We start from the raw sequence: 23478 nt of genomic DNA on the forward strand, positions 1-23478 counted from the left end.
GCCGTTAAGCCGTTCTGCTTCGTTTCTAGGCGGCGTTGCCGACCGCCTGCCTGTTGTCGAGCAGCGCCCTCAGGCAGGCATCCGCCGCCACCGGACGCCCGAGATAGAAGCCCTGCGCGAGTTCGCATCCTTCATCCTTGAGGAAGGCGAGCTGTTCGGCGGTTTCGACACCCTCGGCGACCACCTGCAGCTTGAGACCGTGAGCCAGCCTGATGATCGCACGCACGATGGCGGCGTCCGCCTCGCTGCCCGGAATGGCGCTCAGGAATCCGCGATCGATCTTGATGGCGTCGATCGGCAGCATCTTGACCCGCAGCAGCGACGAGTATCCGGTTCCGAAATCGTCCAGCGTCAGCCTGATACCCATGTTGTGCAACACGGCCAGGCGTGGCGACGGATTCTGCACCGGATCGAAGAACGTGTTCTCGGTCAGCTCCAGTTCCAGATTTGACGAAGGCAACCCGGTGTCTGCCAGGACGCGCGACACCATCTTCGGTATGTCGTCGTAGTTGAACTGTACCGGCGCCAGGTTGACGGCCATGGTAAGGCTTTCGAAGCCCATCGACCGCCACTCCTGGGCCTGGCGGCACGCCTCTCGCAGGACCCAGTCGGAAATGGGCGCGATCAACCCCGTCTCTTCGGCGACGCTGAGGAACTCGGCGGGCGACAGGAGCCCGCGTTGCGGATGCTGCCAGCGGATCAGCGCTTCCACCCCGGAAATGCGACGCGAAGCGATATCGACCTGCGGCTGGTAATGCAGCACGAACTCGCCCCGCGCCAGCGCATCGCGCATGGCCGCCTCGAGCAGGGAGGACTCCTTGATGCGGGCCCGCAGGTCCGCGGCAAAGACGCTGTACCGGTTACGGCCTTCGGATTTGGCCTGATACATCGCCAGATCGGCATTCTTGAGGATCTCGTTCACGTCCTGGCCATGCGGGCCGATCAACGCGATGCCAAGGCTTGCCGTGGCGTTGACCCTGTGCCGGGCAACGTCGATCGGGTCGGAGAGCGTGGATACGATACGGCGGGCCAGCGCTTCCGCTTCCGACACGTCGGAGATCCCCTCCTGCAGGAAGGCGAACTCGTCGCCGCCGAGGCGGGACAGGGTCGTGTTCTCGTCGATCAGGAGTTTCAGCCGCTGGGCGATCGACTGGAGCAGCTGATCGCCGACATAATGGCCGAGCGTATCGTTGACGGTCTTGAAGCGGTCGATATCCAGCAGATGCAGCGCATGCATGCGCCCCGGCCGCGCCGGCTCCAGAAGCAGCGACTGCACCCGGTTCGACAGATAGGTCCGGTTGGGAAGGCCCGTCAGCCCGTCATGAAGGGCCAACTCGCGCAGACGCTCGTGCGCCATCTTCTGCTCGCTGACATCGAGCGAAGAGGTCAGGACGCCGACGACCTTGCTGTTGGCATCCATCAGCGGCGACTTCGTCGTCAGGAAGTAGCGCTCGCTCCCCTCGGGAGATCGGATCGCCTCCTCATAGGCGGGGTGCGGCAGGCCGCGGGTCAGCACGCTGCGCTCCACCTGCCGGAGCCGGGCCACGTCAGTGCCCGCAAGCAGCGTCTCTGCGGGAAGGCCGACACAGGCAGCCGGATCGCGGCCCGAATAGACGGCAAACATCGCGTTCACGAAGACGCATCGTCCATCGCGATCGGTGGCGCTTATCAGTGCCGGCACCGTATCGATCACCTGCGCAAGCTGCTCGCGACTGTCGCGCACGGCGATCTGGCGGAAGTACTCGCTGTCCAGCAACCGGCGCTCCAGCGCCTGCGCCTTCAGCTTCACGCTCTGCTGCTGGCGGCGGAACTTCAGGAAGTTGCGCGCCCGGCTGACGAACTCCTCGTGGTTGACGGGCGTCTGCAGGAAGTCGGTTGCGCCCGCCTCCAGGGCCATGAGGCGGAAACTGAGATCCTCGTAGGCTGTCAGAACGATGATGGGCACGTCGGCGGAATTGGGCATGTCGCGCAGGCGACGGGTCAACTGGGCGCCGTCCATCCCCGGCATCTTGTAGTCCGTGATGATGAGGTCCGGCTCGCCCTCTTCGAGCCAGTCGAGCATCCGGAAGGGGCTTGCGAAGGTTTTGACGTTGACGTCCTCCCCCGCCAGCTTCGACAGACGAGAGTATATCCTTTGGTTGCTGCCTTGATCATCAACAACGACTATCAATGACATGAGTGCGAACGCCTCGTTAAACCGCTCCGACAGTCCGGAGTGCTGTTTCGGCACCGGTAAAGGGGCCAAGTAAAAACTTACTTTACAGTTTCGGCCAAAGGAAGGAAAACGGAATTACAGGCGGTGGGACACGTCCGAAACGGCTCTCACGCAAGGTCCGTCGCCATCGCGACCTTGCCCTTGCCGCTCCTCTTGGCAGCATAGAGCGCACTGTCGGCTGCCCGCAGGAGCGGTTTGAGATCGACCTTGTCGGCCGCATCGGGCCGCGCGAAGGCGATGCCGATGCTGACGCCGAGGGAACGGATGTCCTGGCCCGCGACATCGTAGGGTGCATGCAGATCCTGCATCAGGCGGGCGGCCAGCCTGTCGGCCGATGCCTCGTCGTCGCAAAGGCAGACGAAGACGAACTCGTCGCCCCCGATGCGCGCCGCCCCCGCTTCGGCCGAACAGTGGACCTGGAGACGGTCCGCGGCGGCGCTCAGGACGGCATCGCCGACATCGTGGCCGAAGCCGTCATTGACCGCCTTGAACCCGTCGAGGTCCATGTACATGAAGGCCACCAGCCGTCCGGATCCCTCCGCCCTGATGGCGATACGACGCAACTCTGCGACCAGACCCACACGGTTGAGCAGGCCGGTCAACGCGTCGTGGCGGGACAGGAGCGCGTGCTGCCGCTCCGCCATCATCGTCGTCACGAGGATCGATTTCAGAACATAGGCGGCGCGGCACATGCTGAAGATATAGAAGGGAATCTGCACCAGCCCGAGCAGCAACAGCGGCTCGCCGGTAAAGGGCAAGGCAAGGCAGGCCGGCCCGAACGCCAGCACCATCATGGCCGAGGCCAGGCGCGGCGTGCCGAAGTTGCGGATGCAGATCCCGCCGATCATGGCGGCGGACGACATCATCGCCATGGTGGACGCCACCCAATCGCCGGACAGGAGGCATATGAAACTGCCGTAACCGACGCTGGCCGCCCAGGCGAGCGCCAGCATCATCATGCCATCCGTGTTGGTTTCGCGGCCGAGCTGCGCCAGCCGCCTGGACCGGACAAGCAGGTAGACGCGGGCAAGGCAGATGAGGATCTCGATGCACACCCAGACATAGAAGCGGGGAGCATCGATCCGGATCGCGATGAACGTGGCGACGAGGATGGTGTTGGCGACCCCGCCCACGAAGATCGGCAGGGTGCCGTAGAGCCCGCTGAACAGGCGGCCCCTGACTTCGAAAGGCGCGTCCTCGGAAATATGGCCCAGCCACCTGCCCAGTGCGGTCTTGGGAAGGGAGTAGCCCCTGAAGGCAGTCGAAGCCCGGTCGTTCTTCAAGCGGCTCCCCATCCGGCTATGCTCGTTCCCCTCAATACCGCAATCGGGGCTCGCCTACCAACCGGCACGGGACGAATCATCAGAAACCGATCGTTTCCTCGAACCTGTCCCAGGAACTGTACATTTCATAGCGGCCGATACCCGGGATCGGAACGTGCCCGTAATAGGGAGAAAGCTGGAACTCGGAGAAGAATTCGCTCTTGCCGGCGACGGCCCCGACATAGACCGCCGACGCGAGCCCAGTCCGGTTTGCGCCGTGTTCGCAGTGGATCAGCAACGGCTTCTCCGCATCCCGCATGATGGCGGCAAGCTGCTGCAACGTTGCGACGGGCACCTCGTGTGCCGAGCTGATCGGGAAATCGACCATGTCGACATCGTTGCGCGCGGCCGCCGAACTGGCCTCGGCGTACCAGCCCTCATGTGCCTCGTCGCGCAGGTTGATGATGGTGCGCACACCGTAAACGCGCACCATCTCGTCTATGTCCTCGCCGTCCGGCTGAGCGGAACGGTAGAGCTGCCCCGGCAGGACTTCATGGAAGTTGCCGGTCATCTGGCCGAGCGCCATGTGGATGCCCGTGATGGCCGGAATGGCAAGCACCGCAAGTACCGCGATGGTCGTCCGCTTATGCCTGACCATGAGACATCCCTGAAACTCGAACCCGCTTGGACACCCTGCAGCGTCAATCCGGCGATTATCGGGCCGGCCCTGCCTGGTCCTGTGTCTTGCGCTCGGATGTCCGCTCGATCCAGGCGGTGAAACGGTCCACCCAGGCCGACAGGAAATCGCGTGTCGAGGCGTCGACCACGGTGCCGTCGGCGCCGAACAGCTCCGGCTTGTAGGTGAAGTAGACTTCGGGCTGCCCCATCAACACCGTATCGACGACCGTCAGAAGACCCTTCAGCGAGTTCTGCGCCGCCGCCGTGCCGGTGGCGCCGGGCGTGGTTCCGATGACCGCAGAAGGCTTCGCGCTCCACGAATTCTTGCCATAGGGGCGCGATGCCCAGTCGATCACGTTCTTGATGGCCGGCGTGTAGGCACGGTTGTACTCGGGCGTGACGAACAGGACGGCATCCGCAGCCTCGATCTCGGCCTTCACGCGGGCAACCGCAGCGGGCACCCCGTCGGACATCAGGTCGTCATTGTACAGGGGAAGGTCGCCGATCTCGACGAAACGGAACTCCAGCTTGCCGGATGCAAGCCGGGCGATGCTTTCCGCAAATTTGCGATTGATGGAGTCCCTGCGCAGGGATCCGTTGAAAACTGCGACGCGCTTCATGTCCGCTCCTTGGGAAGAGTCATCAGACGGCGTGTTGAAGCCGCAGGCTTGCATCGTCAATCGAAGCCTTGGCGACACAGCGTCTTTCAACGATGAACAGTCAGCCGAGCCCGCGCACGATATGAAGCAGCGCAAGCTGCCCGGGATCGTCCAGCAGGGCGCTCCTTTCGGCGAACATGCGCGCACGCCCAAGCCTGCAAGGCCTGCCCTTGAACGCTTCGAGGGTCGCCTCCGCCGCTTCCACGGCCCTGCGCCGCATGCCGCCGGCATCGGAGCCGGGAAGAGCCGTGGCAATGGCATCGAGGCCGTCGAGCACCGTCTTGTCGCCGAGTTGCCCCTTGCCGCGCGCCATCATCGCGTCGCGTGCCGCGGCGACGAGCGCAGGCACGTCATCGGCCGCGATGTCGGCCCGGCCCTTCGTGGCCTTGGCTGCCGCCATGAATCCGGTGGCGACAAGCGTGCCGTAGGACGAGGAGGAAACGCGCTGGAATGCCTTGGCGCATTCCAGGAAGGCGAGGCCTATATCGCCCGGCAGATCCGACGCCGCCGCCGCCGCAAAGCCTTTCGAAACGGTGATGCCGAGGTCTCCGTCGCCCAGCGCCCCGTCGGCTGCGTTCAACTCCGGGGCTGCGGCCTCTGCGGCGGCCGCAACCCGGACGAGAGCATCGTGCAGCATGGCGGTATCGATTCGATCGCTCATCGGTGCCCTCCGTCAACCGACACGCCAGTAGGCACACGCGGCCGGTGCGCGCAGCAGATCCTCGAGCTCGCCGTCCAGGGCCAGCGTCGTGATGGTGGCGCCCGTCATCTCCATCGATGTCGCGTAACGCCCCACCAGGGGCATGACGATCTCTATCCCCTCGCCGTCGAACCGCTGCTTAACCCGGCGGTACATGATGTACAGCTCTTCCAGCGGGGTCGCCCCCAAGGAGTTGACGAGAACCGACGCCCGGTCGCCCCGCCCGAGCGACTGGTCGGCCAGAAGCCGGTCCACCATCTCGTCCACGATGGCGTCCGCCGCCTTCAGTGTATCGCGCCAGATGCCAGGCTCGCCGTGTATCCCCATGCCCATCTCCATCTCTTCGGGGCCCAGCTCGAAGGTCGGCTTGCCGGCCTGCGGCACGATGCAGGGCGTCAGGGCCATGCCGATGGAGCGGCAGGCATCGGCTGCCTTCCGGGCGACGCGCGTCACCTCGCCAAGGTCGGCCATCCCCTCCGCCGCCGCGCCCGCGATCTTGAAGGCATAGACCATGCCTGCAACGCCCCGGCGCTTTTCGGCCTCCTCCTTCGGCGCGGACACGATGTCGTCGGCAACGAGCACCGTGGTGGTGGCGATGTCGTTTTCCATCTCGACCAGTTCGCCGGCCATGTCGAAATTCATGACGTCGCCGCCGTAATTGCCGTACAGGCGCAGTACGCCGGCCCCTCCGTCCGACAGGCGGATGGCGCTTGCCATCTGTTCGGCCGACGGGCTGGCGAAGACGTCGCCGATGGCGCATGCGGTAAGGAAACCGCGGCCGACATAACCGGTAAACACCGGCAAGTGCCCCGAGCCACCGCCCGTCACGATGCCCACCCGCCCTTCGGATGCGCCGTCGGCCCGAAGGATCACGCGGGGTTCGGGCCGGGCATAAAAATCCGGATGCGCCGCGACGAAGCCCTCCAGCATCTCGTCGACATAGGCATCGGGTGCGTTCAGGATCTTCTTCAAGGATGGGCCTCCCTTTCCCTCAGCCGGCGCGCGCCAGCCTTTCATGATGCTTACGATAGGTCTCGATCAGGATCGGCAGGCTCGTGCCGAGGATGATCAGGATGCCGATGACCACCTTCTGCCAGTAGGACGGCACGCCGGCGCTGAGCAGCGAGGTATTGATCATGGTGATGACGAGCGCGCCGATCAGCGTTCCCGCAACCGTGCCGTGGCCGCCCTGGATGCGTGCGCCGCCCAGCACCACGGCTGCGATGACGTCGAGTTCCGAGCCGACCAGGTCGAAGGGATTGGCCATGCGCGACAGGGTCATGTGCGTCATCCCGGCAAGGCCCGCTATGCCGCCGGCGATGACGTAGATCCATAGCTTGACGCGTGCGACATCGATGCCGATGCGCCGCGCTCCTTCTTCGGAGCCGCCGATCGCGTAGATCTTCCGGCCGAACAGGGTCACGTTCATCAGCACGGCGACGAACAGGGCTACGACGACGAGAACCACGAAGGACAGCGGCAGCGATACGAGCTGCCCGACGGCGTTCTCCAGCCGCAGGATCACCGTACGCGCGAAACCGATCACCTCGCGCGGGACGTTGGTGATGTAGGTCGTACCCACGAAGGTCAGCAGTGCGCCCCGGATCAGGCTGAGCGTGCCCAGCGTCACGATGAGGGTAGGCAGGCCGAGGCCGCCGATCAGGATGCCGTTGACGAGGCCGAGCGCGGCGCCGATCAGGGCGCTGACGACGAAATAGCCTATGATGGGGATGTCGAGGTCGACCCCCATGATGAGGACGGTGGTCGTATACATGGCGAAGGCGCCGATGGCGGTGAAGGATACGTCGATGCCGCCGGACGCCAGGATCATCATGACACCCAGCGCGAAGATGCCCGTAACGATCGAGTTGCGCAGAAGATCGACGATCGTGGCCGCCGACAGGAAACCGGGATTGATAGCGCCGACGCCCAGCGCGAACAGCAGCGCGAAAGCCAGCACGATGCCCTGCGGCGAGGCGACAAGCCGGACTGCACCCCGCATCAGCGCTCTCCTTCCTGCGTGACGGCCGCGTATATGGCCTCGTCATCGACGGCTTCGGGGTCGTAGGGCCCCGTCATGCGACCCTTCACCATCACCATGATGCGGTCGGAGATCGCCATGGCCTCGCCTATGTCGTCAGTCACCACCATCAGCGCCGTGCCGTCGCGGCTGAGCGCCAGAAGCAGCTCATGGATCTCCCGCTTTGAGCCGATGTCGACACCGACCGTCGGGCCGTTGAGGATCATCAGCCGGGGCGCACGCTCCATCCAGCGCGCCAGCACGACGCGCTGCTGATTGCCACCCGAGAGGGTCGCGACCGCCGGTTCTATCCCCGGCGTCCTGATCCGCAGCCGCTGGACGGCGCTGCGCGCACGCGCGGCCAGGGACCGCCGGTCGAGAAGGCCGCCCGAGCCGGACTCCTCGAGGCTGGAAACGAGGATGTTGTCGGCGATGGGCTGATCCAGGAAAAGCCCTTCCGTCAGCCTGTCCTCCGGCACATAGGCGATGCCGGCTTCCACCGCCGCAACGGCGCCCGACAGACGCGCCGGCCGGCCGTCGATCTCGAGCGTCCCTTCGTCGGGCTGCAGCATGCCGAACAGCGTCAGCGCCAGTTCGGTCCGGCCCGATCCGAGAAGGCCGACGATGGAAACGATCTCGCCGGGGCACAGATCGAATGTGACGTCTTCGTATTCGCCCCGGCGCGACAGGCCCTTCGTGCGCAGGAACGGGGCGGCCGGCACCACGGGCAGGCGGTCCAGCCGCTGGCTCTCCACGCTGCGGCCCGTCATCTCGCGGCCCAGCCTTTCGGCGTCGAAGGCGTCGGCGGGCCCTTCGGCCACGACGCGCCCGTCCCGCAGGACGGTGATCGTGTCGGAAAAGGCGAAGACCTCTTCGGTCTTGTGGCTGACGAAGAGGAACGAGACGCCATCCGCCTTCAGGGTGCCGACGATCTCGGCCAGCCGCCGCACCTCGCTGCGGGTCAGCGCCGTGGTCGGCTCGTCCATGACGATGATGCGCGCATCGTTGGCCAGGGCCCGGGCGATGGCCACGAGCTGCTTGGACGCGACGGGCAGCAGCTCCACCAGCATCGAAAGGTCCAGCGCCACGCCCATGCGCTCCAAAACTTCGGCGGCTAGCCGCCTTTGCGCCCGGCCGCGATGCAGGCGAGCGCCGGACGATACCGCCTGAAGCATCGCGATATTCTCGGCGACGCCGAGATTGGGGAACAGCGAGAAATCCTGGTAGATGACGGCCAGTCCGGCATCGATTGCGGCGCGCGCATCGCCCGCCACGTGGCGTCCCCCGATGTCGACCTGCCCTGCATCGGCGGCCACGACGCCGGACAGGATCTTGATCAATGTGGACTTGCCCGAACCGTTCTCGCCGGCAAGGCAGCGCACCTCGCCCGGCTCGAGCGTCAGGCTGACATCTTCGAGTACCCGCACCGGCCCATAGGATTTCCGGATGCCGGACATGGACAACGTTTGGGCCAAGCGCGTGTCTCCGCTGCGGTTGGGATGGCGGGGCGGCCGCAAAACCGCCCCGCGCGGCTTATCAGAAGTCGTACTGGTCCATGTTCTCGGCAGTCACGTCCACCCAGGCCTGGCCGTAGATCACCTTGCCGTCCAGCTTGACCTTGTCGTAGCCCTCGACGCCGAGATCGGCGCCGTCCTCGATGGTTTCCCCGTTCAGCGCCTTCGCCGCCACGACGTTCATGGCGTAACCCGCCTTGGCCGGATCCCAGAAGGAGATCATGGCGATCTCGCCGGACTCCAGATACGGGCCCGAGACCGATGGCAGGCTGGTGCCGACGATCTTGACCTTGCCCGACAGGCCGGCCTCTTCCACGGCGATGGCCGCACCGACGACATCCTCGCCGGCAGAGCCCTGGATGCCCTTCAGGTTCGGATGCGTGCGAAGCAGCTCGCGTGTTTTCTGGTAGGCGGTCTGCTGCTGCTCTTCCGATTCCAGCTTGTCCACGACAAGCGTCATGTTGGGGTACTTCTCTTTCTGGTAGGCGATGGCGGCATCGACCCACTGGTTATGCGTATTGGAAGTCAGGTAGCCGACGAAAACGGCATACTCGCCCTCGCCGCCCATCTCCGTCGCCAGGCGCTCCATCAGGTGCTCGCCATAAGCGGCGTTGTCGAAGGCTTCGATATCGTAGGTGATGTTCTGAAGGTCGGCGCCCTCGTGGCCGACGACGACGATGTCGTTGTCCAGCGCCCGCTTCAGCACCGGTTCCAGCGCCTGCGGAGAGTTGGGAACGACGGTGATCGCGTCCACGCCCCGCGCGATCAGGTCTTCGATCAGCTGGATCTGCAGCGCCGCATCGGCCGTCGCCGCGCCGACCTGCGTCGCATCGTTGCCCGTATCGGCGGCGAACTCCTTGACGCCCTCCTCCATGCGGTTGAACCAGGCGATGCCCGAAAGCTTCACCACGGTCACGATGGTGTGCTTGGCGTCCTGCGCACCGGCCACGCCTGCCGCACCTGCCAGAAGCGCCGTGCCCAGAAGCGCGCCGGCGACGATTGTCCTGAACCTGCCCTGCATATGCCTTCTCCCTCTGCTTCAGGCGCGCCTTGCGCCGCTTGTGGATTCGCCGGCCCGCATCAGGTCTCTCGTGCGGGCGTAGAGTTGCCGATAGGTGCCGGAGGCCGCGTCGTAGAGCGTCGACAGCGCCGCATCGGGCCGGATCTCGCGGGCCACGGGGTTCCACCGGTCCATGTCGGCGGCGTCCGCGTCCCCGACGCCCACCGCCGCCAGGAAGGCGTTGCCGTAGCTTGCGCCGAAAGAGCGGTGGCGCAGCGACTGGCTGCGCCCGGTGATGTCCGATACCGCCTGCAGCCAGACCGGGTTGCGCGTTCCGCCGCCGACCGCCGTCAGGGTTTCGGGCCTCGCTCCGGCGTCGTCGTAGGTTTCGAGAATGTGCCGGACCCCGTAGGCGATCCCCTCGATCAGGCCGCGATAGACATCTCCCCGGCCGTGCGTGAGGTCGAGCCCGAAGATCATGCCCTTGGCATGCGGGTCGTGCAGCGGCGTCCGCTCGCCCGAAAAATAGGGAAGGACGATCAGACCCCGCGCGCCGGGCGGCGAAGCCGCGGCTTCATGGGCCAAAAGGCCCATCGCCTCGCGCGGGTCCAGTTCGCGCGCGAAATTCTGGACGAACCAGTGCGTCAGCGTGCCGCTGGTGGCCAGTCCCGACATGGAGGCATGCTGGCCGGCAAACAGCCATGGCGCATACCAGAGGCGCGGATCCTGCACCCGCTCGGCCGTCACCTCAATCCCGAAGACGGTTGAGCCATACATCAGCATCATCTGCCCCGGACGCCGGACGCCCACACTGACCGCCTCCGACGCCGCGTCTATCGTACCCGCGATGACGGGGGTTCCTTCCGCAAGGCCGGTGCGGCGGGCTGCCTCGGCGGTCACGCCGCCGACGACATCCGTGGTCCAGGCCAGCCGCGCCAGCCTGTCGCGGCCGCAGATCAGCGTGTCGTACGTATCCGTCCAGTCCATCCGGGCGATATCGTACAGCGGGTTGAACCCCGCGGCCGAGTAATGGTCGATCACCGTTTCGCCGGTCAGCCGCCGCACCAGGAAGGACGTGGAATTGAGGAAACAGGCCGCCCGCTCGAACACGTCCGGCCGGTTGCGCCGCAGCCACAGGATCTTCGGACCGACCGATTGCGATGTCAGCGCGTTGCCGCCGGAGGCGAGCAGCGCCTCCTCTCCGATCGACGCCGTCAACTCGTCGATCTCGTCCGCGGCCCGCGTATCGACACCGTAAAGCACCGCGTTCATCAGCGGCGTGCCGGCGGCGTCCACCGGCAGCATGCAGGGGCCGATGCCGCTCGCGCCCACGGCCCGCACATCTGCGGGCTCGAGGCCGCCGGTGCGGATCATCTCGGCGCAGATATCGGCGAACTCGCCCCACCAGTCGCGCTCCGCGTCATGCTCGGCATGGCCCGCCTGGGGCACCTGCATGCGGTGGGCGCGGCGCGCCTCGGTCAACACGTCTCCCGTGGCCGTCACGATGACGCCCTTGGTCTCGTAGGTGCCGACGTCTATGCCGAGGTAATAGCCGCTCACGTGTAGAGATCCCGGTCCAGATCGAAGCCGCGGCCCATGCGCCGGATGCCGCCGCACACGAGCCGCGTCAGCCCCTCCAGGTCACGGAGATCGCAAAGCTCCAGCGCGGTATGCGTGTAGCGGCTGGGGAAGCACAGATCGATGACGGCGACGCCCTCGCCGACAAGCTGCACATAGGACGAGTCCGTCAGCGCCCCCACATGCGCGGTGCGCTGCAGGGGCAGTCCGTCCTCTGCCGCCGTCGCCTCGAAGAGCCGCGTCAGCGCCGGGTGCGGAATGGTTCCGTTCAGCGTGCCGCGTCCGTGGAAGGAGTAGAGCGCCATGGCCGGGCCGGCTCCCATGGCAACCTCTCCGCGATGGGCCATGTCGGGCGTGTCGGATGTCAGCGCCAGGTCCAGTTGCACGGCGATATCCGGCTGCAGGGATTGCGCGGCAACCATCGCGCCGCGCAGGTTGAACTCTTCCAGGACGGCGAAGAGGTAATGCACGGTCGGCAGACCGGGTGCGCCCTTGAGCTCCAGCGCCGCCTGCAGCACGACGGCGCAGCCCGCCCTGTCGTCGACGGAGGTGCCGGCGACACGATCCTCGTTCAGGTGGATCACCCGCGGCTGGTATACGACCGGCGTTCCGATCTCTATGCCCAGCGCGCGCGTCGCCGCGGAGCTGTCCGTACCGACGTCGACGAACAGGTCCTGATAGGGCGTCACCTTGTATTTCTCTTCGGGCGGCGTGGCGTGATGGCTCTTGTTGGCGATGACGCCGTGCACATCGCGTCCCTCGCCGACGCAGAACAGAACGGCCTGCGCGGGCAGCGCCTTTTCCGGAATGCCGCCCAGCCGCTCCACGCGCACCAGCCCGTTCGGCTCGATCTTGCGGGTGATGAAGCCGAGCTGGTCGGTATGGGCGAACAGCATGACCGACGGTGCTTCGGGATCGCCCTCGACCGTCGCTATGAGGTTGCCGAGCCTGTCGGTACGGCTGGCGATGCCGGCGGCATCCAGCCGCGCCTTGACGGCCCGGCGCACCCTGTCTTCGTGGCCGGACAGGCCCGGCAGCATCATCAGGTCGCTCAGGCTTTGCCGCAGAGCATCTTTCATGATCTTCGTTTCCCGAAACGCGGTCGCGGCAACAGGCCGCGCTCCAGCAACGCCCGCGCCGACATGACGACGACGAGCAGACCGCCGAAGAAAAGGTCGCGCGCGAAGGCCGTGAAGGCGAGAAAGTTGAGGCCGCTGGAGATGAGCTGGAGCGTGATGACGGCCAGCACCACACCGAGCGTCGAGCCGAAGCCGCCGAACGGGCTGACGCCGGCAAGGATGTTTATGAGGATGACGAGCAGCAAATAGGAGCCGCCGTAATCGGCATTGGCCGAGTTGGTGCGGGCCAGGATCACCAGCCCGGCCAGCGCCGCCACCAAACCGGCTATGGCGTAGATGCGAATGATCAGGCGCGGCTCGCGCATGCCGGCGAAGCGCGCAGCCAGCGGGTTGGCGCCGTAAAGACGCAGCCGCACCCCTGTCGCGGTGAACCGCATCAGCGCGCCGAGCGCCAGCGCAACCAGAGCAAAGACGATCAGCGGAACCGGTACGAGGCCGCCCAGCGACGCGTTGAAATTTGCACCGTACCAGCCCGGAAGTCCGGTGATGGCCGGCCCACGCGTGATGACGATGCCGAGCCCGCCGTAGAGCTGGAGGGTGCCGAGCGTCGCCAGGATGGGCGGAAGCCTCAGATAGGCGATGAGCACGCCGTTGAAGGCGCCGCACAAGAGCCCCGTCAGCAGCGCCGCCGGAATGGCAAGCACAGCCAGCTCGGGGCCGGCGCGCATCATGACGGCGGCAACGATGGACGCCAGGTTTGCCGTCGCGACGACCGAGAGGTCGATGCCGCCGGATACCATCGTCGGCAACACGGCAAGCGCAAGCAGCCCGAATTCGGGGAATTGCGACCCCATGGACACGAGGTTGGCGCGGCTGAGGAAATGCGGCGAGGCAAATGCCAGCGCTACGAAGATCGCCACTGCCAGGATGGCGAGGCTGGCGACATAGGGTCTTGTCGTATCCTGCCGTCTCGCCGATCCTGACATGCCGGTCGCCTCCCTCTTCGGTTACTCGCCGCGCGCCGCTTTCGCCAGCCGCATGAATTCGGCGGCGCGCGCGGCGTCGACTGGCTTCCACGTATCCCCATCCACCTTGAGGGAAGACCCGACCACGCATCCGTCGGCGACCCGCAGGACATCGGCCACCGTGTTGTGCCGCACGCCCGTATTGGCCAGTACCGGCGTATGCGGCAACGCGGCCTTGACGGATTGAAGGTCGCCCATCTCGGCCGCCTCGCCCGTAATGGCGCCGGAAACCAGGATCGCGTCGGGGATTGATGAAAAGACGGCCGAGCGCGCCCGGTCGGCCAGTTCCCGCCGGTCGAGCGACCAGGCGAATTCGGCTGAGACGTTGGCCAGCATCGCCACGTCGGGCCGCCTCAGGCGGTGCAGGTAACGCATGGCCTCGCCGGCATTCGGCGTCCATGGCCCCATGTCGGAGGCATAGGTGCCCGTCAGGATCTCACGCAGGAAGGAAGCGCCCGTCGCCGCAGCCAGCGCCACGGTGGACATCGGATCCCACAGGACGTTGACGCCGAAGGGCTTGGCGATCTGGGGCCACAGCTGCCCGATGACATAGGCCATCGTCGCCGTGGAGGCGGTATCCACGCTCAGTTCGTAGGGACGGTCGTTCTCGTTGCCGAACATCACCGCATCGACGTCGGCATCCTGCAACGCCTTCAGATCCTTGCGGGCCGCTTCGACGATGGCCTCGACGCCACCCTCGGCATCGTAAAGGGGCGTACCTGGCAACGGCAGCAGATGGACCATGGCGATCACCGGCTTCTTGTCGCCGAATACGGACCGGAAATTCTTCATGTCAGCACGCGTCTTTCTTCCATAAGTCCATGAAGGGTCAGCATAGTTCTATCTTTTCAATGAGCTCCCGATAGGGGGCGATCCGCCGTGTGGCGCCGGTGTCTGCGATCAGCAGGGAAATGCTGTCCAGCGGGCACACCGGCACCAGCGCACGGCTGTCGAGCTTCGTATGATCGGCAAGCAGGATGGTTCGCCGGGCGCGTGAGATGGCGGCCAGCTTCACGTCCGCCTCGTCACGTGTGGAATTGGAAACGCCTTCGAGGTCGATCGCGTCGGCGGCCATGAAGAAGAGATCGAAGGTGAAACCGGAAATCGCCTCGATGGCCGGCGCGCCGACGATGGAGAAATAGCCGTTGCGCACCTGTCCCGCAGGCACGTGCGCCTGCGTGGCGCCGACTGCCGCCGCTTCGGCGACCTTGAGGTCGAGTGCGACGATGCTGATGGCGCGCCCGGCCAGTTCCTGGGCCAGCGCCAGCATGGTGGTTCCCGAATCCAGAAGAATGCTCCGGTGACCGCTCACATGGGCGGCGGCGGCCTTGCCGATCCGCTTCTTCGCGCCCTGCTGTACGCGCAGTTTCTCGAGAAACAACGGCTCCATCGCCTCGCCGGTACGTGGCGCCACGACGCCGCCATGCGTGCGGGCCGCAAGGCCGGCCTGTTCCAGAAGTGCGAGGTCGCGGCGGATGGTAGGCTCGGAAGCCGCGAAGTGATGGGCGAGTTGCGCAACCGTGAGGCTGCCGCGCTCAGCGATCAGTCCGGCCATGCGCTGCTGGCGCTCATGCGGGAAACGCTGCTGCATGCCCCCTCCTGCGAACCGGATGACGATGATGATTAATGATCGTTTTGCCGGAGTCAATCGTTGATTGAAACGGGCGACGGCAGCGCCCACTTCTATCTGTGATATCGAAATTGAATGTGATGTGCCGTCACGGTTGGCATAATCTTGTGACGGTAGGCAAAGCTTACCATTTAGCTTGCATCTGGCCGCGGGGCGCAATACGGCGTTTGCGTTATCCCCCCGCCGAGGGTCTGGCGATGCTCAAGAAAGTTTCGGATACGGACACGCTCCCACACGGCGCGGGTGCAACGGGCCAGCGGCCCGGGCGCTCGCGCAGGAAGCTCGTCCTTCCCCTTCTCGCGCTGCTGTTCGTGGCGGCAGGCGCGGCGTTCGGTTTCTATTGGTGGACGGAAGGCCGTTTCCTGATCGAAACCGACGACGCCTATATCGCCGCCGACATGGCGGTGCTGACCGCGCGCGTGAACGGCTATGTCACGTCACTGCCCGTCGCGGAGAACCAGCCCGTCAAGGCAGGACAGCCGGTCGTCGAGATCGACCCCGGCGATCTGCAGCTCGACCTCGACGCCGCCGAGGCGCGGATCGCGACGCAAGAGGCGGCCATCGCTCGCATCGACGCGCAGCGTCAGGCCGCAGGCGCTGCGGTCGTTCAGGCAGAGGCGCAGCTCGAAGCGCTGCAGGCGGCCGAAAGCGAAGCCAGGCGCACTTTCGACCGTGCAGCCGATCTGGCCCGTACGGGGGCCGGCGCTCAGGCGGCACTGGATACGGCACGCAACAATCTGGCGCAGGCTTCGGCATCCGTCCGCGGCGGAAGCGCTGCCGTCGACAGCGCCAAGGCCGATGTCCGGGTGCTGGACGCCCAGATCGCCGAGGCGCGGCGCAACCTTGCGGAGCTGCGTGTCGCCCGCGAAAGCGCCGCGCGCAACCTCACCTTCGCAACCGTGCGCGCGCCTTATGACGGCGTCATCGGTAATCTGTCGGTGCAACCGGGCGACCTCGTCTCGCCCAGCCGCCGTCTGGCGACGATTGTCCCGCTGGACCGCGTCTATATCGACGCCAATTTCAAGGAGACGCAGATCGGCGGGATCGCGCCCGGAGCAAAGGCCAGCATCGAGGTGGACGCCCTGCCCGGCGTGGAACTGACGGGTACGGTCGAATCCTTCGCGCCGGCTTCCGGGTCGGTCTTCTCGCTGCTGCCGGCAGACAACGCCACCGGCAATTTCACCAAGATCGTCCAGCGCGTGCCCGTCCGCATCCGGATCGACGATCCCCAGGCCGCCGGCGGCAGGCTGCGGCCTGGCCTGTCCACCGTGGTCACCGTCGACAGGCGGACGGCCGCCACCCCCGACGCCGAGTAGCACCGCGCCATGTCCGCCGTCGCAGCCAGCGCGGAAGAGGCCGTCCCGGCCCGCCGCATCGCGGCCTTCATGGTCATGGTGCTCGGCATGTTCATGGCGATCCTGGACATCCAGATCGTCTCGGCGTCGCTTGCCGAGATCCAGGCGGGGCTTTCCGCCTCGGCCGACGAAATTCCCTGGGTGCAGACGGCCTATCTGATCGCCGAGGTGATCATGATCCCGCTGTCCGGCATGCTCGGGCGCATTCTTTCCACCCGGGTTCTCTTCACCCTTGCGGCCGGCGGATTCACCCTGTCTTCGGTCCTGTGTGCCACCGCCACCTCCATCGACCAGATGATCGTCTACCGCGCGATCCAGGGCTTCGTCGGCGGCGGCATGATCCCCAGCGTCTTCGCGGCAGCCTTCACGCTGTTCCCGCCTTCGAAGCGCGCGGTCGTGTCCCCCATGATCGGGCTGGTGGCGACACTGGCGCCGACCATCGGCCCCACCATCGGCGGCTATCTCAGCCATGCCATGTCCTGGCATTGGCTGTTCCTGATCAACCTGCCGGTCGGCCTCGTCGTCACCGTCGCCGCATGGAACCTGATCGATTTCGACAAGCCGGACTGGTCGCTGCTGCCGCACTTCGACTGGTACGGGCTCGCCGCCATGGCGGCCTTCCTGGGCGCGCTCGAATACGTTTTGGAAGAAGGCCCGCAGAACGACTGGCTCGACGATTCGGCCGTCGCGGCCATGCTGTGCGTCACGGTCGTTGGGGCGGTGTTCTTCTTCTATCGCTGTTTCACCGCGCGAGAACCGATCGTGGACCTTTCGGCCTTCGGCAACCGCAACTTCGCGCTGGGAAGCCTGTTCTCCTTCGTCATGGGCGTCGGCCTCTACGGCCTCACCTATCTCTACCCGGTCTACCTGTCGTCCATTCGCGGATACGACTCCCTCATGATCGGGGAGACCATGTTCGTTTCCGGCCTGGCCATGTTCTTCACGGCGCCGCTGGCGGGCTTCCTGTCGGCCCGGATGGACCTGCGGGTGATGATGGTCATCGGTTTCATCAGCTTCGGCGTCGGCACATGGATGATGAGTGGCATCACCCATGACTGGGACTTCCAGGAATTGTTCATACCGCAGGTTCTGCGCGGTTTCGGGCTGATGCTGTCCATGGTGCCGATCAACAATATCGCGCTCGGCACATTGCCGCCGCAGAAGATGAAGGGCGCTTCGGGTCTGTACAATCTTACCCGCAATCTCGGCGGTGCGGTTGGTCTGGCCATCATCAACACGATGCTGACGGACCGCACGACGCTGCATTACCAGCGGCTGGCCGAACATGTGTCATGGGGCAACCCCATCGCCGAGGAACGGATGAGTTCCATGGCCCAGAGCCTCGACGCGGCCGGCCTCGACGGACAGGCCGGGGCCGTCGCCAACATGGTGCGCATCGTCACGCGGGAGGCGCATGTGATGGCCTTTGCAGATGTGTTCATCACGCTCACCGTGCTGTTCGGTGCGCTTGCGATCCTTGCATTCTTCATCGACAAGCCACAGCCCCGCCCCGCTGGCGCGGGCGGCGGCCACTAAAGACGATACATTTCGGCACGCCCCGTGATCGTGTGCCAGCAGCGGCTCCACTGCGTGACGCCCATGCGGTAGCCGATGACGCGCACCGCATTGCCGCCGCGCTTCTGCGTTTCCGCCTTCATGCCGTTCAATATGGTCACTTCCGGCGTCGGATATTCCGAAAGATCGTTGCGGCATCGCGTTACCCGGACGGTGCCGAGCGATTGCGCGCCGGCCGGAGGGTCGACCACCACCCGCACATCCATCAATGTCTGCTGCGGGACCGATGGGAGGTTCGAGACCGTCGTGGGCGAACAGGCGGACAAGACCGACAGGACCGGCACGAGAACGGTCAGATTGCGAAGTGCCATGGAACCCCCTGCTGCGACACACGCATAACTACCTAGGGTAGATTTCACAGTCAGGAAAGCGTTGCGTCTCCTCAAGCGAGGCGGCTGCTCTTCAGATCGCCGGTGCGCTCCAGCAGCGGATAGACGGTCGCGGCGATATGAGCCTCGATCCGCTTGAGGTCGCGCACGACATCCAGGTAGCGGTTTGCCGATTGCCCCTTGGGCAACTGGCCGGTCAGGATCTGCCGGAACTGCTCTTCCGTGGCGGCACGCTCGAAGTCGCGGAAGCGCTCCTTCTCCGCAACCAGTTGCCGTGCGGACGTCGCGTCTCCATCGATCAGCACGCTGACAGCCAGCCGCAGATGGGCGATAAGCCTTTCGTGCATTTCTCCGATCCGAACCATTTCCTCTTCGTTCAGGATCTGCCGGTCGTCTATGCGCTGCGCAGCGATCGCCATCAGGTTGGCGTCCACGATATCGCCGATATGCTCGATGTTGACGGCGAAATCGAGAATCTCGAACAGACGACGCTTGTCCGAGTCCGTCAGGTCGTTCTGCGAGATTCTGGACAGGTAGCGCCGTACGGCGCCGTAGAGGCGGTCGATCTCGTCGTCCGTACGCCTGATACGCGACAGTGCGATCGGGTCCGCGTCGCGAAACACCTTGCGCGAGCCGGCAAGCATGGCCTCGGCAATGTCGGCCATGCGCAAGACCTCTCGTGCGGCGTTGGCCAGCGCCACCTTCGGCCTGCTCAGGCTCGCCGTGTCGAGATACAGCGGCCTGCCGGCATCCTCGGGCCTGGCGTCCTCCGGAAACAACCGCGTGAGCAGCCGGGCCGCGGCGGGCAGAAGCGGCACGGACACCAGTGCCATCACCAGATTGAAGACCAGGTGGAAATCCGGCGCGAGGCGTTGCGCCGGCAGCCCGAACCGTTCCGCGGCAGAGGATATCGGCGCCAGGAGAAGCATGGTCAGGGCAGCGCCCGCAACGCGGTTGGCCAGATTGCCGACCGGCAGTCGCAGGTGGCTGCGATCACCACCCGAGGCGGCGATCAGCGGGTTGATGGCGCTGCCGATATTGGCGCCGACAACCATGGCGATCGTGGAGGGCGCCGAAAGGATGCCGATCTCTGCCAGCGACATGATGAACAGGATCGCGCCGACGCTGGAATGCGCCAGGAAGGTGAAGATGATCGCGATCAGCATGGCAAGGACCGGATCCTGCACCAACAACGCCATCACCTGCCGCACGTCGGCTGCGTTTTCCAGCGGCACCACGAGTGCCGACAGGAGGTCGAGCGACAGGAGGATGACGCCGAGCCCAAGCAGGATGCGGCCGACTTCCGACAAGCGCGGATTGGCGCGCCGCCTTTGCAGGACATAGCCGATGAAGATCAGCAGCGGATAGACGAGACCGAGGTCGAAGGACAGGACCTGGACGATCAATGCCGTGCCGAGATTGGCGCCGAGCATCACCGAAAGGGCCGGCACCAGGGCGACGAGACCGCCGGCCGTGAAGGACGTGACCATCATGGCGGTGGCCGTACTGCTTTGCAGCGCCATGGTGACGAGCGTACCCCCCACGATGGCCGCAAGCCGATTGTCCAGCCGGGTCGCCAGTATCCGCCGCAATGACGGCCCGAACCCGGCCATGACGCCGGCGCTGACAAGGCCGACACCCCACAGCAGCAGCGCGACGATGCCCAGAAGACTGACGATAACCTGCGTTGCCGTCATGACATATCCCCGGCCACGCCCATCATCCCATCGTCCAAGCCCATGTCGCCCCCACCCGGCAAATGGTGGGACCGGGCAGCCGCAAGGCAAGTGGCTGCGCGGGATGGAAATCGCCGACGGGGCCGGTTATATCGAACTCTCATCCTCGCCCACCCGTTCGAAAGCAGCTCTTCCTCCCGATGTTGACGATGAAAGGCAAATACGGTCTCAAGGCGATGCTGCATCTTGCAGGTCAGCCTCCGGAACGGCTGACCCAATCCGAAGAGATCGCAACGGCGCACGGTATTTCCAAGAAGTTCCTGGACGCCATCCTTGGCGACCTGCGCAGCGCCGGTTTCGTCGATGCGCGCAAGGGGCGTGGGGGCGGCTATCGCCTGTCCCGCCCCGCCGGGGAAATCCGGGTCGGGCATGTGCTGCGCGTGCTGGATGGGCCGCTTGCTCCCCTACCCTGCGCCAGTCGTACCGCCTACCGCCGATGCGACGACTGCACCAGCGAAGAGACATGCCGCGTACGGGCATTGATGCTTGAAGTGCGCAACGCCATTTCCGCGGTTCTGGACAATCGCAGCCTGGCGGAAATGCAACAGGTCTCGCCGGGCGGCGACATCGAGGAAGCGGCAGCCGCGCTCGGTTAGCTTCCGCGCATCGCGCGTCGGGCGTCGTCGGCATACTGGCGCGCCGCCAACCGAAAGATGACCGGCCCGCGCACAAGATAACGCCGCCACATCCGGCCCGGGTCGGATGCCAGTCGATGCAGCCATTCCAGCCCGGCCTTCTGCATGGCGCGAGGCGCCCGCTTCTGCTGTCCCGTCAGGAAATCGATGCTGGCTCCGACGCAAAGCGCGAAGCCGCCTTCGCGCCCGCTGCGCGCCAGATCCCGGGCGAACACCTCCTGCTTGGGAAACGACAGGCAGATGAACAGGATGTCCCATTCCGCCTTCGCCGCCTCCTGCACGGCGGATCGCCATGCCGGCGTATCGCGCACCAGCCGATCGGCGCATGGAAGGTGAACGAGCCTGCAGTCGGGAAAACGGGCCCGCAGCCGCCGGAAGGCCGCCTCGGATGGCCCGATGACCGCCATGCGAACATCCGGGCTGATCGTCCGCTTCAACAGGTCGAACGTCAGGTCCGAACCCGGGGTCGGGATCAGGCGCCGCCCACTGGGCCGCGCCAGCGCCGACAGGATGCGGCTGTCGCATATCTGCAGGCGCGCCCCGTCATAGGCTTCACGCAGGCATCGATCCCCGCCGTCGTGATAGCTGACGACGTGGTCGACATTGGGGGTGACGGCATAGGCGAAATCGCCTGTCGAAAGGCTGCGTCCGATCGCGGCGCGAACGCCGTCGATGTCGCCATCCACGAAACGCATACCGAGAAAGGGCACCACGGAAGCCATCGACAAGATCAAGCACGCGTCCAGCAACAAGATGTTCACGCTCATATATCCCCAAAAGCCGGCACGATTTCGGCTTTTGCAATGCAGCGCAAAACGCCTTGTAATCAAACTCACATTTGAGTTTGGAGCCGTCCGCCTTTCGGATGATGCTTCATCCTCCGACCGCCTGCTCTAGTTCGAAGCGGGAACCGAAAGTCGATCTTGGAGGCGAGATGATCGGACATTGGCCGGAAATACCGTTTGGACCGTGGCAGGAAAGTTGCCGCCATCTCCACCTGATCAGCCAGATCGTCGGCAAGTATCGCCTGGCGCATGCGCCGTGGCTGAACCACTCCTGGCACGCGACGCTGTATGTGACGGCGCGTGGATTGACCACCTCGATCGTGCCCGATGGCCCCGGCGGGATAGAGGTGGAGCTCGACCTGATCGAGCATCGGGTCATCGCCCGCTCCACAAGCGGAAGCATCGCGGCGACGCCCCTCAAGCCCGGTTCGATCGCCGATTTCAAGAGGCGGTTCATCGACATCGTCGAACAGGTCGGCGGTACGCCGAGGTTCAGCGATACGCCGAACGAGATTCCCGACGCCGTCCCGTTTTCAACCGATACGGCAGAGCGCCCTTACGACGCGGAGGCGGTCAACGCCTTCTTTCGTGCCTGCGTGCAGGTCGACCGCGTGTTCAAGCAGTTCCGTACCGGCTTCATCGGCAAGGTCAGTCCGGTCCACATTTTCTGGGGCAGCTTCGACATGGCCGTGACCCGGTTTTCCGGCAAGCGGGCTCCGCGCCATCCCGGCGGAGTACCGGCCCTGCCCGATGACGTGACGGCAGAGGCCTACAGCCACCAGGTATCGTCCGCCGGTTTCTGGCCGGGCGGCGGCGGTATCGATTATCCTGCCTTCTACTCCTACGCCTACCCCGGCCCCGACGGTTTCGCGCAGGCCATCGTCGAGCCTGCGGAAGCGCGTTTCGACCAGACCCTGGGCGAGTTCATCCTTCCCTATGATGCCGTGCGTACGGCGCGCGATCCGGACGCGGCGCTGCTGGCCTTCCTGCAGACAAGCTACGATGCCGCTGCCATTCTGGGGGGATGGGACAGGGCAAGCCTTGAATGCGCGCCCGGCCGTCCCCTGGAACCACGCACGGTGGAGAACTGACACGACATGACCAGGATTCTCGCAATATCCGGCAGCCTGCGGAAGGGCTCGTTCAATACGGCGCTCATGCATGCAGCCGTCGAAGCCGCGCCACAGGGCGTCAGCATCGAAGCCGCGACGCTGCACGGCATCCCGCTTTACGATGGCGATCTGGAATCGTCCGACGGAATTCCCGGGCCGGTTACGGCCCTGAAGGACAGGATCCGGCATGCCGACGGGGTTCTTCTGATCACGCCGGAATACAACAACTCGCTTCCCGGCGTGTTCAAGAATGCGATCGACTGGACGACGCGTCCTTCCTCGGACATCCCGCTCCTGTATCGCGGCCGGCCGATGGCCGTCATCGGCGCGTCGATGGGCGGGTTCGGCACCATCCTCAGCCAGAACGCATGGTTGCCGGTGCTGCGGACGCTGGGCGCCAGGCCGTTCTACGAGGGCCGTCTTCTGGTGTCGCGTGCGCAAGGCGTTTTCGACGCAGGCGGACGGCTGACCGACGACAAGGTCCGCGCGCAACTGGCCGATTTCATCGGCGCGTTTGCGGAGTTTGCCCGCAAATCGGCGAAGCAGGACGTGCGCATGGCATGAAAGAGGCATGGCGGCGGCACGATCCCG

At 65.4% G+C, this 23478-nt stretch carries 22 protein-coding genes; 5 read left to right on the forward strand and 17 right to left on the reverse strand.

Features of this window, described 5'->3' with window-relative positions; genetic code table 11:
- Positions 1 to 25 precede the first annotated feature (25 nt).
- The 14 genes from NDN16_RS04385 to NDN16_RS04450 form a co-directional block, all read right to left on the reverse strand.
- The gene (locus tag NDN16_RS04385) at positions 26 to 2176 is read right to left on the reverse strand and encodes a two-component system response regulator (protein WP_251112395.1); all 2151 of its coding nucleotides are present in this window, start codon (positions 2174 to 2176) and stop codon (positions 26 to 28) included.
- 146 nt (positions 2177 to 2322) lie between these two features.
- Positions 2323 to 3498: a GGDEF domain-containing protein gene (locus tag NDN16_RS04390; RefSeq protein ID WP_251112396.1), complete on the reverse strand. Its 1176-nt coding sequence runs from the start codon at positions 3496 to 3498 to the stop codon at positions 2323 to 2325.
- A gap of 79 nt (positions 3499 to 3577) precedes the next feature.
- Positions 3578 to 4135 carry a fused DSP-PTPase phosphatase/NAD kinase-like protein gene (locus tag NDN16_RS04395; protein ID WP_251112397.1) on the reverse strand — a complete coding sequence of 186 codons (558 nt, stop codon included), beginning with the start codon at positions 4133 to 4135 and terminating at the stop codon, positions 3578 to 3580.
- A gap of 55 nt (positions 4136 to 4190) precedes the next feature.
- Positions 4191 to 4775: an NADPH-dependent FMN reductase gene (locus NDN16_RS04400; RefSeq protein WP_251112398.1), complete on the reverse strand. Its 585-nt coding sequence runs from the start codon at positions 4773 to 4775 to the stop codon at positions 4191 to 4193.
- 100 nt (positions 4776 to 4875) lie between these two features.
- The gene (locus NDN16_RS04405) at positions 4876 to 5475 is read right to left on the reverse strand and encodes a dihydroxyacetone kinase subunit L (RefSeq protein ID WP_251112399.1); all 600 of its coding nucleotides are present in this window, start codon (positions 5473 to 5475) and stop codon (positions 4876 to 4878) included.
- A 12-nt stretch (positions 5476 to 5487) separates the two neighbouring features.
- Positions 5488 to 6486: a dihydroxyacetone kinase subunit DhaK gene (locus tag NDN16_RS04410; protein WP_251112400.1), complete on the reverse strand. Its 999-nt coding sequence runs from the start codon at positions 6484 to 6486 to the stop codon at positions 5488 to 5490.
- A 19-nt stretch (positions 6487 to 6505) separates the two neighbouring features.
- Entirely contained in the window at positions 6506 to 7516 is a 1011-nt protein-coding gene (locus NDN16_RS04415) for an ABC transporter permease (protein ID WP_251112401.1), read from the reverse strand.
- Positions 7516 to 9009 (reverse strand): sugar ABC transporter ATP-binding protein, encoded by a 1494-nt coding sequence (locus tag NDN16_RS04420; protein ID WP_251112402.1) that lies wholly within the window; start codon positions 9007 to 9009, stop codon positions 7516 to 7518. Before NDN16_RS04420 ends, NDN16_RS04415 begins: the two co-directional genes overlap by 1 nt.
- A gap of 61 nt (positions 9010 to 9070) precedes the next feature.
- Entirely contained in the window at positions 9071 to 10069 is a 999-nt protein-coding gene (locus NDN16_RS04425) for an autoinducer 2 ABC transporter substrate-binding protein (RefSeq protein WP_251112403.1), read from the reverse strand.
- An 18-nt stretch (positions 10070 to 10087) separates the two neighbouring features.
- On the reverse strand, positions 10088 to 11608 hold the full coding sequence (locus NDN16_RS21040) for an FGGY-family carbohydrate kinase (protein ID WP_251112404.1): 1521 nt from the start codon (positions 11606 to 11608) through the stop codon (positions 10088 to 10090).
- Positions 11605 to 12705 carry a M42 family metallopeptidase gene (locus NDN16_RS04435; protein WP_251112405.1) on the reverse strand — a complete coding sequence of 367 codons (1101 nt, stop codon included), beginning with the start codon at positions 12703 to 12705 and terminating at the stop codon, positions 11605 to 11607. The genes NDN16_RS21040 and NDN16_RS04435 overlap by 4 nt, the downstream gene beginning before the upstream one ends.
- Complete coding sequence (locus NDN16_RS04440; protein WP_251112406.1) at positions 12702 to 13691, reverse strand: ABC transporter permease; 990 nt, start codon at positions 13689 to 13691, stop codon at positions 12702 to 12704. Before NDN16_RS04440 ends, NDN16_RS04435 begins: the two co-directional genes overlap by 4 nt.
- 21 nt (positions 13692 to 13712) lie before the next feature.
- A complete protein-coding gene (locus NDN16_RS04445; protein WP_251112407.1) occupies positions 13713 to 14522 on the reverse strand; it encodes a BtpA/SgcQ family protein in 810 nt (269 codons plus the stop codon).
- A 37-nt stretch (positions 14523 to 14559) separates the two neighbouring features.
- A complete protein-coding gene (locus tag NDN16_RS04450; protein WP_251112408.1) occupies positions 14560 to 15321 on the reverse strand; it encodes a DeoR/GlpR family DNA-binding transcription regulator in 762 nt (253 codons plus the stop codon).
- A 236-nt stretch (positions 15322 to 15557) separates the two neighbouring features.
- Between NDN16_RS04450 and NDN16_RS04455 the strand changes: the two genes are divergently transcribed.
- Complete coding sequence (locus NDN16_RS04455; RefSeq protein WP_251112409.1) at positions 15558 to 16676, forward strand: HlyD family secretion protein; 1119 nt, start codon at positions 15558 to 15560, stop codon at positions 16674 to 16676.
- A 9-nt stretch (positions 16677 to 16685) separates the two neighbouring features.
- Entirely contained in the window at positions 16686 to 18251 is a 1566-nt protein-coding gene (locus NDN16_RS04460; RefSeq protein WP_251112410.1) for a DHA2 family efflux MFS transporter permease subunit, read from the forward strand.
- Here the strand turns inward: NDN16_RS04460 and NDN16_RS04465 are convergent.
- Together NDN16_RS04465 and NDN16_RS04470 are read right to left on the reverse strand one after the other, a co-directional pair.
- Positions 18248 to 18601 carry a hypothetical protein gene (locus NDN16_RS04465; protein ID WP_251112411.1) on the reverse strand — a complete coding sequence of 118 codons (354 nt, stop codon included), beginning with the start codon at positions 18599 to 18601 and terminating at the stop codon, positions 18248 to 18250. The two genes, NDN16_RS04460 and NDN16_RS04465, sit on opposite strands and share 4 nt — an antisense overlap.
- Before the next feature lie 71 nt (positions 18602 to 18672).
- Positions 18673 to 20316: a Na/Pi cotransporter family protein gene (locus NDN16_RS04470; RefSeq protein WP_251112412.1), complete on the reverse strand. Its 1644-nt coding sequence runs from the start codon at positions 20314 to 20316 to the stop codon at positions 18673 to 18675.
- A gap of 179 nt (positions 20317 to 20495) precedes the next feature.
- Here NDN16_RS04470 and NDN16_RS04475 point away from each other — a divergent pair, with 179 nt between their 5' ends.
- The gene (locus tag NDN16_RS04475; protein WP_251112413.1) at positions 20496 to 20951 is read left to right on the forward strand and encodes an RrF2 family transcriptional regulator; all 456 of its coding nucleotides are present in this window, start codon (positions 20496 to 20498) and stop codon (positions 20949 to 20951) included.
- On the opposite strand, the gene NDN16_RS04480 is transcribed toward NDN16_RS04475, so the two are convergent.
- A complete protein-coding gene (locus tag NDN16_RS04480) occupies positions 20948 to 21751 on the reverse strand; it encodes a WecB/TagA/CpsF family glycosyltransferase (protein WP_251112414.1) in 804 nt (267 codons plus the stop codon). The two genes, NDN16_RS04475 and NDN16_RS04480, sit on opposite strands and share 4 nt — an antisense overlap.
- A gap of 173 nt (positions 21752 to 21924) precedes the next feature.
- Here NDN16_RS04480 and NDN16_RS04485 point away from each other — a divergent pair, with 173 nt between their 5' ends.
- Together NDN16_RS04485 and NDN16_RS04490 are read left to right on the forward strand one after the other, a co-directional pair.
- Positions 21925 to 22866, forward strand: coding sequence for a DUF5996 family protein (locus NDN16_RS04485; protein WP_251112415.1), 942 nt, complete (start codon positions 21925 to 21927; stop codon positions 22864 to 22866).
- 6 nt (positions 22867 to 22872) lie between these two features.
- Positions 22873 to 23451, forward strand: coding sequence for an NADPH-dependent FMN reductase (locus NDN16_RS04490; RefSeq protein WP_251112416.1), 579 nt, complete (start codon positions 22873 to 22875; stop codon positions 23449 to 23451).
- Positions 23452 to 23478 lie beyond the last annotated feature (27 nt).

This window comes from Aureimonas altamirensis, assembly GCF_023702225.1.
Lineage (GTDB): Bacteria > Pseudomonadota > Alphaproteobacteria > Rhizobiales > Rhizobiaceae > Aureimonas > Aureimonas altamirensis_B.